Raw genomic sequence first — 16012 nt, 5'->3', positions numbered from 1 at the left:
ACAGGCTTCTCTATCTTATGATTAAAAAATTGTCCACATATCCCGATATTCACACAGTTATGAACAGCTGTGCCTGTCGTAACCGAATTTGCCTCCGGATCACGTTCTTAGAAAATAATCCAGTACAGCAAGCCTGCGAGTACAGCCGTAATCGGAATGGTAATGAACCACGTAATAATGATACGTCCGGCCAAGCCCCATTTAACAGCAGAGAAACGCTTAGCAGAACCTACACCCAGAATGGCGGATGTAATCGCGTGCGTTGTACTTACTGGAAGATGCAGCAGTGTTGCCGTGAATATAACGGAAGCCGCGGACAAATCGGCAGCAAAACCGTTGATCGGTTCAATTTTGAAGATTTTGGTACCCATCGTTTTGATGATTTTCCAACCACCGATGGAAGTACCCAGTGCCATCGCCGTTGCCGCAGAGATTTTAACCCACAGCGGAACTTCAAGATGATCCTGCACACCTGCTGCGACGAGCGCAAATGTGATAATCCCCATGGCCTTCTGAGCATCATTCGTACCATGTGTGAACGCCTGCAGCGCAGCCGTGAAAATCTGTACTGTACGGAAACCCTTGTTCACGGTGTGCGGACTGCGTTTGGCAAAAATATATTTGAGAATGGTCATGACCACATAACCTATGGCAAATGCAATCAGCGGGGATAACAAAAGCCCCTCGACGATCTCAATGAAGCCGCCCCATTTTACTTTATCGGAACCTGCACCAACAAATACTGCACCGGCAAGTGCCCCGATCAATGCGTGTGAGGAAGAAGAAGGAATCCCAAACCACCAGGTCACGAGGTTCCAGATAATTGCGGCAATCAAGGTGACTATGACGACCTCTATCCCGTTATCCAGCTTCGTGGGGTCTGTAACGCTTCCTCCGATCGTCTTCGCTACTCCCGTAAACATCATCGCACCGACAAAGTTCATGACCGCTGCGAGAATGATCGCCCGGCGCGGGGTTAGCGCCCGAGTGGATACCGAAGTTGCAATGGCATTCGCAGTGTCGTGAAAACCGTTGATGAAGTCAAACGCCAGCGCAAGGAAGACGACTATACCTAATACCCAAATCGTTGTTTCCATTATTCTCTGGCTCCTTAAGAATTACGCATAATGATGGATTCCAGCATGTTGGCTACGTCTTCACACGCATCCGTTGTCGTCTCAAGACGCTCGTAAATTTCCTTGCGCTTGATCAGTTCAATCGGATCAGACACGGTAGCGAAGAGATGCTTGATGCACATGCGCAATACTTCGTCGCCCTGGTTCTCCAGATCGTTCAGACGAATGGTATATTCGCGGATCGCCAGCAATTTTTTCTGGGACAGCAAATGGATCGCTTTTTGAATTTCGTAGGCCGATTGGCGCAAAATCTCAGCGAACTGCACGATGAATTCATCCGGATCAGTCAGTTGGTACATATAGAAACGGGAAGCTGTTGCTTCAAGCCCGTCCAATACGTCATCAAGTGTTGTTGTCAATTCCATGATGTCATCACGCTCGATTGGCGTAATGAATGTTTTGTTGAGTTCCATAATGATCGTATGCACATAGTCATCGCACTTGGACTCATATTTTTTCATTTCATTGGTAAACAGAGTTACATCCTGAAGGTTGGAAACATGCTCAGAGAAATAGTCAGCTGCCTGTACGACAGTATCCGCCATATTCTCTAATGTTTCGAAAAATATATCCTTCTTCTTTATCTTCATCGTCCTATCCCCTTTACGAGAAATTGCTGATAACCGTGAAACATGAAATGACAACCTTTGATATCTTATCATATTTGTTTCATGGTTTGTACAAAAGCTGCGATCCTTTTTTATATTCTTATCACATTAATCTGAAATGAATCTTAATTATTTGGAATGGATGGAAAAATGATGCTCAGATTTTACACTGCGTTTACAAAACACGAACCGACAGGATCCGACTTTTGATTTTGGTCCGCATATTAATGAAGCAAGCGAAGGAATTTGATCTTAGATTCAACCTTAATTTTGAACTTGATTTTGGACTTCAATATGACTTGCAAAGTCAGGTTGGTTCGGAACGATACTGATAAAGGTCTGACCTGGGACCAGAGCCGCCTCTGTCCCATTTTGTACAAAACGAATAATATCACCCGATTTCTTCACCCACTGACCGCGAACCATCTTGCCTTTTTGAAAAAGCATCGCTTCTCCGCCCTGGTCCACATTGACGGATAATCGGCCAACGTTGTCGAGCACCTTGTGATCTGCGCCCGCTACAATAATATTCGCTGCTCCAATCTGCTCTCCATTATCCTGATCCTGATCGGGCTTCCCATTCACCAGTCTCATATATCGTCCGCTAACTTCATCATAATCATACGTCACCCGGTAACTATCCAATAAATAATGAATATCGAATTGAGCTGCAGGCTCTCCTGCTGAAGTGGAGCCGTCCTCATTATAGATATAGACGGGAGACTCCGAATCGTGGCTGTAACCCTTGATATCCGCTCCCTCTCGAAGCTTGTCCGCTGAAGTATACAGATTGTGCGGTGCCTTCCGATCCGAAGAACGCCAGAAGTAAGGTCCGCTGTTCGAAATTTCATCCATGTGCTGCTTCTGCTGCTTTTGCAAAATGGAGTAGGCATCCGGACTTCCGCCCGCATGGACAAGCACCCCATCGTAGCTCTCGCCCAGCTCAATCAGATACGGACGAATGCTTCGCACGGGTCCCACAGTCTCGGCACCGCCCTGACTCTGGAAGATGGCGATGAACCGGGTGATCCCGCCCTCTGCGAGTACTTCAATAATAATATCTGCCGAGCTCAGACCGGACTGTGGCCGGGCTGCAGGTGCGTTGTTAATCATGACCGCGAGTGGTCTCTGTGTAACGGCCTTCTCCACCGGCAGTCCAGTCAGCGGTGCGGTGAACAGAGGCGCTGCTGATTCTTCTGGCACTTGCTCCTCTACAGGCGCAGGAACAGACTCCGGCTTCGGCGGCTGCGCTGCCTCCTTATTCTGACAAGCTACCAGGCTTATGGCGAGAATCAGCAAGGATGCAGCAGAGGCTGCCTTATTCCATTTCAATGACTTCAATCGTTGTACCTCCTGTACAATGGCCTAGATCTACGGTGTGATGATTTCTGGATGCGGATAACCATTTCACGTTTTTCTTTCCATTTAATCACAAGCTCCACCATTTGTCTTCGATATTAAGGTGCTTCTCTACCCCTGATGCAAGGAATCGAAACGTTGATTTGAAATCATTTATGTCTTAAATGTGAACTCATCAAAGCTTACTTAAAATTTGAACTAGATTGTGATTTTTATCACAAACAAAAAGACTTTTGAACTATACAATAAAGACATCAAAGGTGATCACTTAGAAAAACAAAAACAAACAACACACACTAGATTCCATGAAGGAGTGGTTTATATGTTCAGCTTCAACCAATGGCTTAGAGAAAACAAAGTGGCAATGTGGATTTTGACAGTACTTCGGGTGTATATCGGTTATGACTGGATGACTCACGGATGGAGCAAATTGACAGGCGGCTTCGAGGCTGGAGGCTTCCTTGCCGGGGCAGTAGAAAAAGCAACAGGTGATCACCCGGCAGTTCAGGCTTGGTGGGCAACGTTCCTTGAGAAATTTGCAGTACCGAATGCCGGATTGTTCGACTTCCTTATCCCTCTCGGCGAATTCTTGGTAGGTCTTGGTCTCATCCTTGGCTGCTTCACAACACTGGCTGCACTAATGGCCCTCGTGATGAACTTCGCGTTCCTCTTCTCGGGTACCGTGAGCACGAATGCACAACTGGTACTGATGCAAATCTTCCTCGTCGTTGCTGGTGCAAATGCTGGTAAAATCGGTCTGGATCGTTGGGTACTGCCTTACCTTCGCGGATTGTTCAGCCGGGGCAAAGGCCATCATCCCAAAGATACACCAACCTTGAATCCAACCCAAAAAACAGCTTAAAGCACGAACAGATATACTAGCCCTGCTCCCCATCCCCCGGGGAACGGGGCTTTTTCATGCCTGACTTGCCCCTGTACGGAATCACGTATTATGATGAACATATAGATTATGACCAAAGGAGTACTGCTAATGCCCACTCAACGCCGTCTTGAGACGGATGCCGACTTCCAGGAAGCCATGGATATGAAGCACAAAATCCGGGTATTTCAGGATAACCACCAGATTGATTCCGGTGGTGTCATTATCCGTTTTGACAGCAAAACGATTGTTGTCCAGTCCAGTGTCAGTGAACTTGCCTATCATTCCCGCACGGACTGCGAGTTCTTCGAAATTCGAAAATAGATATAGGCTTACATCAAAAAAGGTTCCTTCGCCCAAAGTATTGTTGGGTAAAGGAACCTTTTGTTTTTATTATTCATTAGCGGTTCATGTCTGAATGTCATCGTATAGGGAGGGCATTACTGTACAGCTATCCCTCTTGTCTGCTCCAAGTTACACGCCGTCACCGAATTGCCAGCAGTTTAAACTGAGTGTTCCGTACGGATAAGACTGGAACAAGCGCTTCGCTTTTCGAGACATGTCTGCTGTGCCCATGGCGTAGAACAGGGGTGCCAGATGCTCTGTTCCATAAGAAGGTACCGCAGTCCGGGCATTCGGAGCTTTTTTGTCATATTGAAACAGCTCTCTCGTGTTCCATTTCTCCAGCCGCTCTTCCATCCAATCATCGAACTCTACCGCCCAATCCTGCGGTTCATCCTCGTTACCACCGAGTAATCGCAGATTATGAACGGTACCACCACTGCCTATGATCAGCACATCGTCATGTCGCAGCTGTTCCAGCATCCGGCCAATATCGTACTGCTCCTGCGGTGAACGCAGCGAATCTACAGACACAACAACGACAGGGATATTTGCCTGAGGATACATATGCAGCAGCGGGACCCAGACTCCATGGTCCAAACCTCTGCCTCGAACAGGCTGGTGCGGGAGATTGCTGCGGGTAAAGAGAGCGCAGATCTCATTCGCAAGTTCGGATTGTCCTGGTGCCGGATAATCGATTGTATACATATTAGAGGGGAATCCGTAGAAATCATGCAAGGTCTGATGTGTATCGTCCATCGTCACGGACGGCTCGGGACAATCCCAATGCGCCGTAAATACAACAATGGCTTTTGGAGCCGGCAGCCTGTTTCCAAGCTGGTTCAGAAATTGAGTGTAGTCATTGCTCTCCACCGCCATAGCGGGAGAACCATGCGCAATGAAAAATGCGGGTAATGTCATTGCTGCCAACCTCCAGACACGGATAGAATGGTCACGCTTCTATACTACTCCTCTATTCTACCGCGTAGAAGGCGCTTTTCCAAGCTGACATCCCGAAACTGCCCAAACCCGCCCTTTCTGGTTCTCCACTCCGTTGTATATTTAATTGCTTCAGACGTCCTCCAAGCCATTAGATCATCCAGTGCTGCCAATCCTGTTCAATCTTCTGACGTTCACCGAGCCATTCCCGGGTACGCGTGATCAGCTGTTCCCGCTCTTTGCCGGAAGAGAAGGTATGATCTCCCTGGAAAATAATCTCCTTGTCGCAGCGCCCTTCCTGACGCATCCAGAATACCTTCTGATATAGGAAAGCATAGTCTACAGGAATGATGTCATCCGATGTACCGTGCACGACCAGAACATCGCCGTTAAACTTAACAGCTTCCTGGAACGGTTGATGCTCAGCCAGAGACTCGAAGAAAGCTGGAGTGAACTTATAAGCGAGATAATCAGCCGAGCCCTGCTTCACACCCAGATCGTACACCTCACGCCCCGTAATCTTCACGATGTCATTGAACGGATATCCCACCGCAGACCACATGACCAGATTCTTGACACGTTTGTCACGGATGGCCGTGAGCAGAGCGACTGCTCCGCCCAGACTGTGACCGATCAAGGTCACGCGGGTTGGATCCACATCGCTGCAGTTCACCGCATAATCCAGCACAGAACGAGTCTGCGCGATCATGGAATCCAGCCCTTCAGCTCCATACTCGCCGCTGCTCTCCCCGCAGCCGATGTAATCGAAGCGCAGCACCAGGTATCCATCCTCAGCCAGTTCACGTGCAGTCTTCACGAACAGGCGATCCACGCCAATGCGGCTGCCAACAAAGCCATGGCAAATGACGGCCAAAGGCACACGCTGCTGGTTGTTCCCCTCCTTGATATCCCTAACCACGGGATAATGAATCGTAGCTGTTAGTTCTTCCTGTCCATGACGGATGCTGATCTGACGCTCCATGCCGATTTCCCCTTTCCATGCTTACCTTTACCTTCACTCGTTCGTCAATTAATTGATTGTATATAAATCCGATAAGTTTAATGTGTATTAAGAAGTTATTAGTATAATATCATCCTGGGAACCTCAAGTCAACGTGAGGAATACCTGTTCAAGAGGCTATTATGTCTTAAAAAAGAAGAACGTTATAAAATCTTTAGAATTTGCGCGTATCTTCAATGTATCGGCAAGATTATGCCTGGAGTAAATGAAGAAAAACGAATTTCCCTAGGCATTCTTGTTTTTACGAACATGGTAATTTTAGGTACAATATATACTCAACTATTTGAAGGAAACGGAGACGGCAGTAAGGAGTAACAGCCTTGAACACAACTGCCAGGAAATCATCATGAACGAAAACATTCTAATTGTAGATGACGAAAAGGATATTGTAGCGCTGATTCATCAGACACTTGCGCAGGAAGGGTATAACGTGTCCACGGCATCAAGCGGCACCGAGGCTTTACAGCTTCTCGGTAATCCGCCGGATCTGATTCTGCTGGACATTATGATGCCCGGCATGAGCGGGTTCGAGCTCTGCCGGCTGATTCGGGATGAGGTGAGCTGCCCCATCCTATTTCTCAGTGCGAGGCAGGCCGAAATGGACCGGATTCAAGGGTTGTCCATCGGCGGCGATGATTATATGACGAAGCCGTTCAGTCTCGGGGAGTTGAAAGCAAGAGTGGCTGCCCACTTGCGCCGTTCCCGTCGCGATGGCGTTCAGCCGCGCGGGAATGAGCCTGCGTTCTACAGATACGGATCTTTGCAAATGGACCTGAAGGGGCGCACGGTGATGATTATGCAGCATGCCATCCCGCTCACGCTTAAGGAGTATGATCTGGTGGAACTGCTGGCCACGCATCCAGGGCAGGTTTTCTCCAAGGAACAGCTGTATGACCGCATCTGGGGTCTCGAAGCAACGGGGGATACAACCACAATCACGGAACATGTCAAAAAAATAAGGGCCAAGCTGGCAGCAGCTGACCCGGATCATGCGTATATCTCGACGGTATGGGGTGTCGGGTACAAATGGGAGCCCGTACGATGATTAAGGAACGCTGGCCGATCAAAAAACAACTCGTCTGGGCTTTTGCACTTGTTATGGGAATCAGCATTGTATTGACACTCCTGACTTGGGCAGCGGGGATAACGTTCCTCTTCTCCAGCCAATGGCTGCAGCCTGCCAACTATTATGAGTCTCGAATCCCCGACATTCAGCACACTGTGCAGGAGCTGGCGAAGAAGCAGATCAAGTGGACCGACACCGCCAATCAGGCCAAGCTGGAAAAGCTGCTCCCTCCGGAAGGCATCACCTATCAGATTGTGGATACCCGTGGAAGCAGAAGATACGGAACGATTCAGGAGCAGATCGTGGAGAATGAAGTGGATCTGCTGAGCAGGCTGAACAGCAAAACAATTACAGATAGTACACTTGGGTTAGGCGGACTGGTTACACTCATCTCGCCTCTAAGCGGAGATCACGGAATGTATTCAGGAGCTCTGGTGCTCCAGTACCGATTGGAAACCAGCCCTTCTCCATCCATATCGCCCGTCTGGACAAATACGTTTCTCGTACTTATGCTGGCTTCTCCATTCGTATATATTGCGGCAGCGACCTGGTTTGTGGCGGGCAGAGTGGGTCGCAATGTGAACCGGCCGATTGAGGACCTCATTTTGGCTTCCAAACGCATCAAGGAGCAGGACCTGGACTTTACTCTGGATAACCACGCCCCCAATGAGCTTGGGCTCCTCTCCGCCTCCTTCGAGGATATGCGCAAGGAACTGAAGAGCGCCCTAACCCGGGAGTGGAAGCTTCAACAGGAACGGAGTGAACTGATGGGCGCCATCAGCCATGATTTCCGTACGCCAATGACGGTAATTCAGGGTCATGTGGAACTTCTTAAGGATTCACCCGCACATGTGGTACATACTGCCGAAAGCATGAGCAATCATCTGGACGTCATTGACCATAATGTGAAGCGAATTAATCGCCTCATTCAGGATATGACGGTAGCCGCAGGTACCGATTTTGATTATTTTCCGCTTCGACGTGAAGCGGTGGATTCTTCCTCCTTCTGGGAGATGAAGCAGCGGGAGATTGGTTTCCTGTGTTCCAGTCAACGTGTGCACTTGAAATTCAAACTCGTGGATCGAAGGGCGGACAGTTCCTCGCCCCTTCAGCTGGATGTACAGCGGGTGGGTCAGGTGCTGGATAACTTGGTGGCTAACAGCTTGCGTTATGTACCCCCACAAGGGGAAATCAGACTAATTGTGAATATACAAAATGTTCATATCATGCAGGTTACCGTCTGCGATACGGGTCCAGGCTTTAGCGATGCGGATCTGCCGCATTTGTTTGACCAGTTCTATCATGGCCACCAGGGACAGACCGGACTGGGCCTGTTCACGGCCAAACGCATCGTGGAGAAGCACGGTGGAACCATATGCGCCAGTAACCTGCCTGAAGGTGGTGCATGCATCTCTTTTACACTCAATACTGCAGGGTGATCACGGATTCAATGTGCTATTCGTAGCTCCGGCGAAACATCTCATGGGTCTCTACTTGACCTTCCCAGCGATGCTCACGGGCAAAATCGGAACTCTCCCAGAAGCTGCCCGTCTTATCAGGCCCCTCACCAAGCTCGACTGCAAATTCGGTATCCTCTGCTGCTCCCTGTCCCATGGGAACCACTTCATCCTTCACCCCACGGGAGTTGCTGTTCAGCAGCAGCTTCCGTGTTAATTCGTTGTTTTTATCGTTGGCTTGATTCATGTCTGCACACTCCCATTACTGTTTTTTTCGTTTGAAATGCTACTATTGTGTTGGAATCGGCCAGCCTTTATTCATCCTTCACACAATCGTTGGATCTAGGCTCGGCCTATGCATATTTCACAGGAAAAATGGGGAAATTAATCGATAATATGTACATGCAAATTGACCTCGGACTCCTTCCGGCGAAAGGGATTGGATTCATGGAACTTCTGTTTGAATGGGTACGTGCTCACGGCAAACTGGTGCTGCTCTGCACTTGTGTCATTCTGGCATGTATATGGCTCTGGATACATCACACTCAGCTCTTTTATAAGGAATGACTTTGCGAAACGAGAGCCCTTCCCGTATACTAAAATACCGTCAGGGTCTTCAGGAGAACTGGGGATCTGTAGTGTTCAGACAGGGGGAGCAATCATTGGGGATTTCCTATAAAAAGCTTAAAGAAATACAAAACCGGCAGATGACCGAGATGAGCCGGATGACGCCTGAAAATGTAAAATTGTTCGACCAGATTAGCGGCATTGCCCGCCGTACCGACGCAGATGAAAGAACACAGGAAGAGTGGATTTTGTCTGAGGGAAAGGCCATTGTACAGGCTCAACGGGATGGACAATCCGCACGGGAATTATACGGAGCGGACCTGGAACAGGATATCCACGCACGCCTGGATGCAGGTGCAGCAGCATCAAGTTCTTCGTCCGTATCTGTAGGTAAAGCCACAACCAAAAAATCGAAAGCTGATAAACCGGGGAAGCCAGCTGTGGCTCCTAAGGACGATGATAATGTGAACGGTGAGGCTTCCGGTCCAGTCAAACGTACTCCCAAGTGGTATGTGATGATTGCCTGGGCAGCCATTTCCTTTGTCATGCTCATTCAGGGCGCAGCCGGGCTATTTATCGGTTGGAGCGGTGGAGATACGGAACCATTCAGTCATATCAGTCTGTTTTCGATTATCATTTCAGCGGTTGGCGGGATTGCTCTAGTAGAGATGCTTCGCCGCCTGGCGGAACGGCCGGATGATCAAGGCAAGGATATGACCACCAAGCCCCAGGTTAACCTGAAAGGCATTGCGATCTATATCGTCATTGTTGTGCTTGTCCTGTTCGTCGGTTATCCGCTGCGGGACAGTCTTCCGGTATTTTACTTAGCCCCTTGGGTTAGTCTTGTGATTGGTATTGTGGGGCTTGCTCTATTGAGGCCGCTCTTCGGGCAGAAAAAGAAATAAACCAAAAAGGGGCCATGATGGCCCCTTTCTTCATTACTCGTCTTTTTTTCAAACCTATCCTCGAAAGTTACCTTTCAAAGCGTTGGTGTCACATCGGGTTCGCCTTTTTCAGTACTGGACTGGTTTCGCTGTTTGATCCCCTTGCCAGGCGTTTCACCGAATTCCCGTTTGAACATGCGGATAAAATAGTTAACCTCCATGCCAACCATCTCTGCCGCTTCTCTCACGCTTGCACGTGGATGCTTGTCCAGCCAGTCGGATGCCTTCTGCAGTCTCAATCGCTGCATATATTGATGCCCGGTCACGCCCTCACGCTGATGAAACAAACGATTGAGATGCTGCACGGAGTATCCCACAGCTTCGGCCACGTGCTTTAATAATAAATCATCCTGGTAGTGGGCATGCATCAACGCAACCGCACGGGTAAATGCCTCACTCCCCGGATCCGCCTCACGTTGACCAGGGGACATGGGAACACCAACCACTCCGGTCAGGTCTGCCTTCTCATGAGTCGTGGATACGGACCTCGCGATGTCCAGAATGAGCTGGTAGACGATGAGTGAGGTGCTCCAGATATCCGACTTATCATCGTCCAGCTCATGCCAGAGGTCCGCCATTCGCAACCAGAACTGTTCAAAGTCGGATAGGTCCCTTGGACCCTCATTTAGTAACCCGGCCGCCTGAAGCACTGATCCGGCTGAACCGCCGCCAATGCCGATATATCCAAGTTCCCCGTTTGTTCTGGAATGCGGGTAAAATTCATGGGCTACTCCTGGTTCGCCTACCCACAATTGCCCTGCTCCTACAGGCCATGACCCCTTACCCTGAATCTTGAGTTCGCCTACGGCGCTGCGCGACAGGAAGAGCTGATGCACCGGAAATCCTTCCGGCCTAAGCTGCACTTTCTGCTCTTGTGTTCCAATACAATACAGATACAGAGGCAGCCGGGAATCCGGCAGCCCGGTCAAGCGAAATGCAAGCATCCCATCATTCCTTTCCGGATCATGCGCGTCTTCCCTCCATTATCCTCCTGCTGGCCCGGCCCAGCAATGGCCTAGAGAACCTTTTTTGACGACAAAAATTGTACAGCGACCTTTGTATCTTTTCATAATTAAATAATCCCTCTCTCTGTCCGAGAAAGGGATTATTTATGAGTTCATTCGTATGATTGAGAGTTAACTCTGTTTGTTGCCTATCAGGCTGGATTGTTGGTAGACGATTCATTTCCAGCAGGTGCTTGAGTATCATCTGAACCATTCGTACCGCTCTCCGGATTGGTTATTGGTGTAACGGGATTGCCGCTCCCTTGATCGGTGCTAGGTGCCGGAATGTCAAAGCTGGATTCGTCCGACTTGGTATTAGTATTCATTTTCGAATCACTTGCTACGGACAGGACCAAAATTTTGTATTTCCCTGCAGAAAAAGCAGCTCCATCTGAATCTAGAGTAGCCATATCAAGGGTCACTGTTGCCGGGTTATCTCCACCAGTCCTTACACTTGTTACTGCTTTTCCAGCATCCACTTTATCGTTTGATGCTTTAACAATGAATACATCATAACGCGAAATTCCAGACTCATTGCTAGGCTTGTTAAAATTAACATTAATGGACGAACCACTCACCGTGGCTGACACACTCGTTACTTTTTCAACAGGTACTGGTGTCTGCTTCTTCGCATTAATCGTGAAGGTTGGCGATGAAGCCAAGCTGGATTCACGTTTGGTGTCTGATGATTCAGAGAGAATGTAAGCAGTGTATGCTTTGCCTGCTACAATAGTTTGGCCGTTGATATCAAGTAAAGCATTTGTAAGCAAGGCAGGACTTCCTTTAATCTCTACGGATCTATTGTTATTGCCTTTTGCAATGGATTTTGCTGTATTAAGATCAAATGCGCTGCCCGTAGGAGCAACCATCAAAACATAACGTCCAATTCCTGTTTTAGAAGAAGGTTCACTATAATTTACGGTTACATCCGTTGCATCCCCAGCTGCTTGTTCTTCTTTTTTAACTTCGACTTTCACATTATTCACTGCGCCAACAGCCGAATTGGATGCGAGTGTAATTACATTGGAGCCAGATGACAATGCATTTGCAAGAGAAGCATTGCCATTCACCGCCATGACATACACCCGATAACCCACACCATTTACAATTGGACTACCATCCACTGTTTTCGAATTACTTGTGAAGTTCACCGTCTGATTGCTTCCATTCTTGCTGACATACGTATAATTCGCACTGCCCACAGCATTTGCAGCCGACAGATTGAAGCTGGTATTCGTGGATTTCACGACAAACACCCGGTAGTGATTCACATTGGTCTCATCCGCCGATTTGGTGAACGTTACGCGCAGGTCGCGTCCGTCCTGATTATCGCCGATATCGCTTGCCGCTACGTTGCTTGGAGCTGTTATCGCTGCATTTGGACTCAATGTAATCTGTGACGAGTACGAAGACAACGCGTTCTGACTGGAGTTGCCGCTTGTGCTTACCGACAGGACGAACACCCGATAAGTCACGTTATTGGAAACTCGGTACCCATTCGTATCCACCATGTTACTTGGCAATGTAACCGACAGGTTACCACCCGTTTTGTTCACTTGGTAGTAGTTGTTCGAAGCGTTAGCCGCGCTCAGGGTGAAGCTTCCTGCGTTACCGGAACGAACCACGTACACCCGATAGGCTGAAACTCTGGACTCATCCGATGCTCTGTTGAAAGATACCCGCAGATCCCGTCCATCACCATAGTCACTCACATCCGAGACTGCCAGGTTATTAACAGCTCCTGCATTTCCATTCGTCGTCAATCTCAATAACGTGGATGAAGAGGATAAGGCATTGGTGTAGTTGTTTTGCTGATTGCCCACAGCCATGACGTAAATCCGGTAATCCTGCAGATTCGTTACGTTATACCCGCTTGTATCTTTCATTGATGAAGGTAACGTTGTGGTGATATTGCTGCCTGTTTTGTTCACGGTATAGTACAGGCTCGAAGTCAGATTGCTTGCCGCCGTCAGATTGAAGTTGCTGGCCACCGAGTTGCGCACAACGAAAATGCGGTAGCTCGCTACCTTGGATTCGTCGGAAGACCGGTTGAAGCTCACCAGAATGTCACGACCATCACCATAATCCGAATTGTCCTTGACTTGCGTAATGACAGGCGCCGTTGCCGTATTGACACCAAGTGTCAGTGAAGAGGATACGGAAGACAGCTTGTGGTCTGCAGCTGCCGCATTGGAGCTGACCGACATGATGTATACGACATAGGCGGTGCCGCTGCGAATCAATTCCCCGGATGTATCACGCGTTGAAGAGGTCAGCTGACTTTTGACCGCTGTGTTGTTTCCTTTATAGATGATCGTTGAATTTGAGCTGGACACTTTATTCGCCGCAGTCAGATTGAATGATGAAGCATCCTTCGCTTTGACGACAAATGCACGATAATAGGTAATATTCGACGTGCTGCTTGGCTGATTGAAGTTAATCTCCAGGTCACGGCCATCTCCGTAGTCACTGATATCGGCAATGCGAAGACTGGTGACCGGCTGAACTGTCGTTTTCACATTGTTTAATTTCAAGGATTGGGCAGACCATGCAAGTACATTTTTGTAACTATTGCTGCTGTTGCCCATGGTCAGGACATACAAACGGTACGTTTCACTTGAGTTAAGCAAATCACCGTTAACATCACGCGTCTGGGCATTCAGCGTCAACCTCGGGTTGCTGCCATTTGGAGAAACCGAAGTATAATTGCCGGATGGCACAACCGAAGCCGCTGACTCGTTGAAGCTGTTCACATCACGGGTTTTCACCAGCATAATACGATATTCGGACACAGCCTTCTCGGATGTAGGGCGCGTGAAGCTGACCGTCAGATCCCGACCATCTCCGTTACTTCCCGAAACGGATCCATAGATGTTCCATGCCGCAGCTTTCGTGTCATCGACAGGAGGCGTGGATGTTGTTTTGATATCCACCCGCTGATTGCGGGAGTTCCAGAATACCTTCTCTCCAAATGCTTCACTTACAAAGCGAATAGGAACCATCGTGTTGCCCTTAATCGTACTCGCAGGAACGTCCAGCGAGACTGCTTCCCCGTTAATGTAAGCTGTCTTGGAACCCAGTTTTAGTGAGACCTCTTGATCTCCGCGAGTGGCTGTAATGGTTTTGGTTTTGTTGGTATACCCCACGGTGGCATCCAGTCCTTCAAAAATGGACCGCAGCGGAACCAACACCCGTCCGGCTTTCATGACAGGCGCTTGTGCAGAAGACAGCTCGGCATCATTGATGTAGATACTGATTCTCGCTGCTGCATCGATTACTGTTGCTGGCAAGGCTGACATCAGCATGGCTGATACGGCCAGTGCGGACATGACCTTTTTAACTTGACGTCCTCCGGCTTTTTTCATATTGAATATCCCCATTCTCTTTTTAGATGAATTGAATTGTATTAGAGCGGATTTCACTTGATTTTATTCCTGTAATTTCCTGTGCACATCTAAGACGTCTGGATCTGCTCAAAAGTTTCCAATCGCTCAAAAAATATTTTCGCAGAAAAGTTCTTCCACCATCTACCTGCCAAAGGTTAAAAATAACAGAACATTTTGTCATTATTCCGAAACAACATCCGCAGAGAATTGGGTTAATGTATAAAGAATCAATCCATTTGATTTTCAAAATTCACGGGAGGTTTACAACAATGACATCATTGTACTCATCTGCCAGACGCCAAGGGCTCCGTATGTTTATGACTGTCACAGCCGTTGCTGTATTGATGCAGACCGGTGCCGCCGGGATCATGGGAATGGCTGCTGCAGCCCCTTCCGATTCCGATGCCAAAGTAACCACCAGTAGTTCGACCGCCATTTATAACACATTTCAATCCACACTCCAAAAAAAGAACGGCTTATCCGCCGCTGACACCTATCTGGAATCCAATATCGATAAAGTAACCACCCATCATGCGACCCTCATGGTATTGCAGCTGGAGAATGCTCGCATCAAGGGATTATCAGCCATGACAGACCGCATGTTGGTACCCAATGTTCAGGACAAGATGATCAAAGCATACAAGTGGAACGACAGTTTCACGCAACTGATGGAGCGTACCAAAGACTCGGAACTGCGTGCACTGCTGAAGGAAGCTCGGGACAGCGGCTACCGCCTTGTGATGTTGGAAGGCTCCCTCTATCCGATCATGAATTATATGGCTTTTCAAAAATATAATTCACATGTCAAACCAGATATCAAACAGTACATCAACATCATGGCGGTCGAGACAGGCAACCTGGCTGCTGAGGATGGTGCACTCATCATTGGGTATCAGGAGATTCTGAATCGGGCACTCAATCAGGAACGTTTCCTGCAGGATTATCCGAAGTCTAATCGGGTCAAACAGGTACGAAATTTGCTGAACAATTATACGCTGTATACCTTTTATGGCCTGAACAATACACCATTGTTTGATTACGAAACCAACACCATGGTGGCCAATGCCCAAAAAGGGTACAAGGCTGTGCTGCAGCGGAATTCATCCGAGGATAGTGACTTGCTGGCTAAACTGGGTGCCTTCATGGACGTGGTAACCGATGCCAAATACCAGAAGACTTCCGCTGTAGAAAAGTGGCTGGAACAGAAAGTTCCTACCGGCAGCTACACCGGATTCTAAAACCATCCATCCCATTAAGGACGCATCCGCTGCAAAAATACAAAACCGCCACAGGATACGCTCCC

Annotated in this window: 15 protein-coding genes; 7 read left to right on the top strand and 8 right to left on the bottom strand. The window is 48.4% G+C overall.

The window, feature by feature from the left end; genetic code table 11:
- Positions 1–107: 107 nt before the first annotated feature.
- The 3 genes from AC3WQ3_RS17360 to AC3WQ3_RS17350 form a co-directional block, all read right to left on the bottom strand.
- Positions 108–1097 (bottom strand): inorganic phosphate transporter, encoded by a 990-nt coding sequence (locus AC3WQ3_RS17360; RefSeq protein ID WP_095288483.1) that lies wholly within the window; start codon positions 1095–1097, stop codon positions 108–110.
- A 14-nt stretch (positions 1098–1111) separates the two neighbouring features.
- Positions 1112–1726, bottom strand: coding sequence for a DUF47 domain-containing protein (locus tag AC3WQ3_RS17355; RefSeq protein ID WP_095288482.1), 615 nt, complete (start codon positions 1724–1726; stop codon positions 1112–1114).
- Between the two features lie 282 nt (positions 1727–2008).
- Positions 2009–3085, bottom strand: a complete 1077-nt coding sequence (locus AC3WQ3_RS17350; RefSeq protein ID WP_492472904.1) for a DUF3048 domain-containing protein — start codon at positions 3083–3085, stop codon at positions 2009–2011.
- Between the two features lie 340 nt (positions 3086–3425).
- On the opposite strand from AC3WQ3_RS17350, the gene AC3WQ3_RS17345 reads away from it, so the two are divergent.
- Together AC3WQ3_RS17345 and AC3WQ3_RS17340 are read left to right on the top strand one after the other, a co-directional pair.
- Positions 3426–3965 (top strand): DoxX family protein, encoded by a 540-nt coding sequence (locus AC3WQ3_RS17345; RefSeq protein WP_336781470.1) that lies wholly within the window; start codon positions 3426–3428, stop codon positions 3963–3965.
- Between the two features lie 129 nt (positions 3966–4094).
- Complete coding sequence (locus tag AC3WQ3_RS17340) at positions 4095–4307, top strand: hypothetical protein (RefSeq protein ID WP_127538342.1); 213 nt, start codon at positions 4095–4097, stop codon at positions 4305–4307.
- Positions 4308–4457: 150 nt separating this feature from the next.
- On the opposite strand, the gene AC3WQ3_RS17335 is transcribed toward AC3WQ3_RS17340, so the two are convergent.
- Together AC3WQ3_RS17335 and AC3WQ3_RS17330 are read right to left on the bottom strand one after the other, a co-directional pair.
- Complete coding sequence (locus AC3WQ3_RS17335) at positions 4458–5246, bottom strand: DODA-type extradiol aromatic ring-opening family dioxygenase (RefSeq protein WP_336781472.1); 789 nt, start codon at positions 5244–5246, stop codon at positions 4458–4460.
- Between the two features lie 169 nt (positions 5247–5415).
- Complete coding sequence (locus tag AC3WQ3_RS17330; RefSeq protein WP_336781473.1) at positions 5416–6246, bottom strand: alpha/beta hydrolase; 831 nt, start codon at positions 6244–6246, stop codon at positions 5416–5418.
- Positions 6247–6631: 385 nt separating this feature from the next.
- Between AC3WQ3_RS17330 and AC3WQ3_RS17325 the strand changes: the two genes are divergently transcribed.
- Together AC3WQ3_RS17325 and AC3WQ3_RS17320 are read left to right on the top strand one after the other, a co-directional pair.
- Complete coding sequence (locus tag AC3WQ3_RS17325; protein ID WP_418040352.1) at positions 6632–7330, top strand: response regulator transcription factor; 699 nt, start codon at positions 6632–6634, stop codon at positions 7328–7330.
- Positions 7327–8790: a HAMP domain-containing sensor histidine kinase gene (locus AC3WQ3_RS17320; protein WP_492472903.1), complete on the top strand. Its 1464-nt coding sequence runs from the start codon at positions 7327–7329 to the stop codon at positions 8788–8790. Before AC3WQ3_RS17325 ends, AC3WQ3_RS17320 begins: the two co-directional genes overlap by 4 nt.
- Before the next feature lie 16 nt (positions 8791–8806).
- Here the strand turns inward: AC3WQ3_RS17320 and AC3WQ3_RS17315 are convergent, their stop codons facing one another.
- Positions 8807–9055, bottom strand: a complete 249-nt coding sequence (locus tag AC3WQ3_RS17315) for a hypothetical protein (protein ID WP_336781476.1) — start codon at positions 9053–9055, stop codon at positions 8807–8809.
- 155 nt (positions 9056–9210) lie between these two features.
- On the opposite strand from AC3WQ3_RS17315, the gene AC3WQ3_RS17310 reads away from it, so the two are divergent.
- Complete coding sequence (locus tag AC3WQ3_RS17310) at positions 9211–9375, top strand: hypothetical protein (protein WP_492472901.1); 165 nt, start codon at positions 9211–9213, stop codon at positions 9373–9375.
- Complete coding sequence (locus AC3WQ3_RS17305) at positions 9372–10280, top strand: DUF1129 family protein (RefSeq protein WP_492472900.1); 909 nt, start codon at positions 9372–9374, stop codon at positions 10278–10280. The genes AC3WQ3_RS17310 and AC3WQ3_RS17305 overlap by 4 nt, the downstream gene beginning before the upstream one ends.
- A gap of 74 nt (positions 10281–10354) precedes the next feature.
- On the opposite strand, the gene AC3WQ3_RS17300 is transcribed toward AC3WQ3_RS17305, so the two are convergent.
- Entirely contained in the window at positions 10355–11263 is a 909-nt protein-coding gene (locus AC3WQ3_RS17300; RefSeq protein ID WP_492472899.1) for a helix-turn-helix domain-containing protein, read from the bottom strand.
- Between the two features lie 212 nt (positions 11264–11475).
- On the bottom strand, positions 11476–14688 hold the full coding sequence (locus tag AC3WQ3_RS17295) for a stalk domain-containing protein (RefSeq protein ID WP_492472898.1): 3213 nt from the start codon (positions 14686–14688) through the stop codon (positions 11476–11478).
- 290 nt (positions 14689–14978) lie between these two features.
- On the opposite strand from AC3WQ3_RS17295, the gene AC3WQ3_RS17290 reads away from it, so the two are divergent.
- Complete coding sequence (locus AC3WQ3_RS17290; protein WP_336781481.1) at positions 14979–15947, top strand: hypothetical protein; 969 nt, start codon at positions 14979–14981, stop codon at positions 15945–15947.
- Positions 15948–16012: the final 65 nt, after the last annotated feature.

This window comes from Paenibacillus sp. FW104-T2, from assembly GCF_058789975.1.
This window is presented reverse-complemented; position numbering and strand designations above follow the sequence as displayed.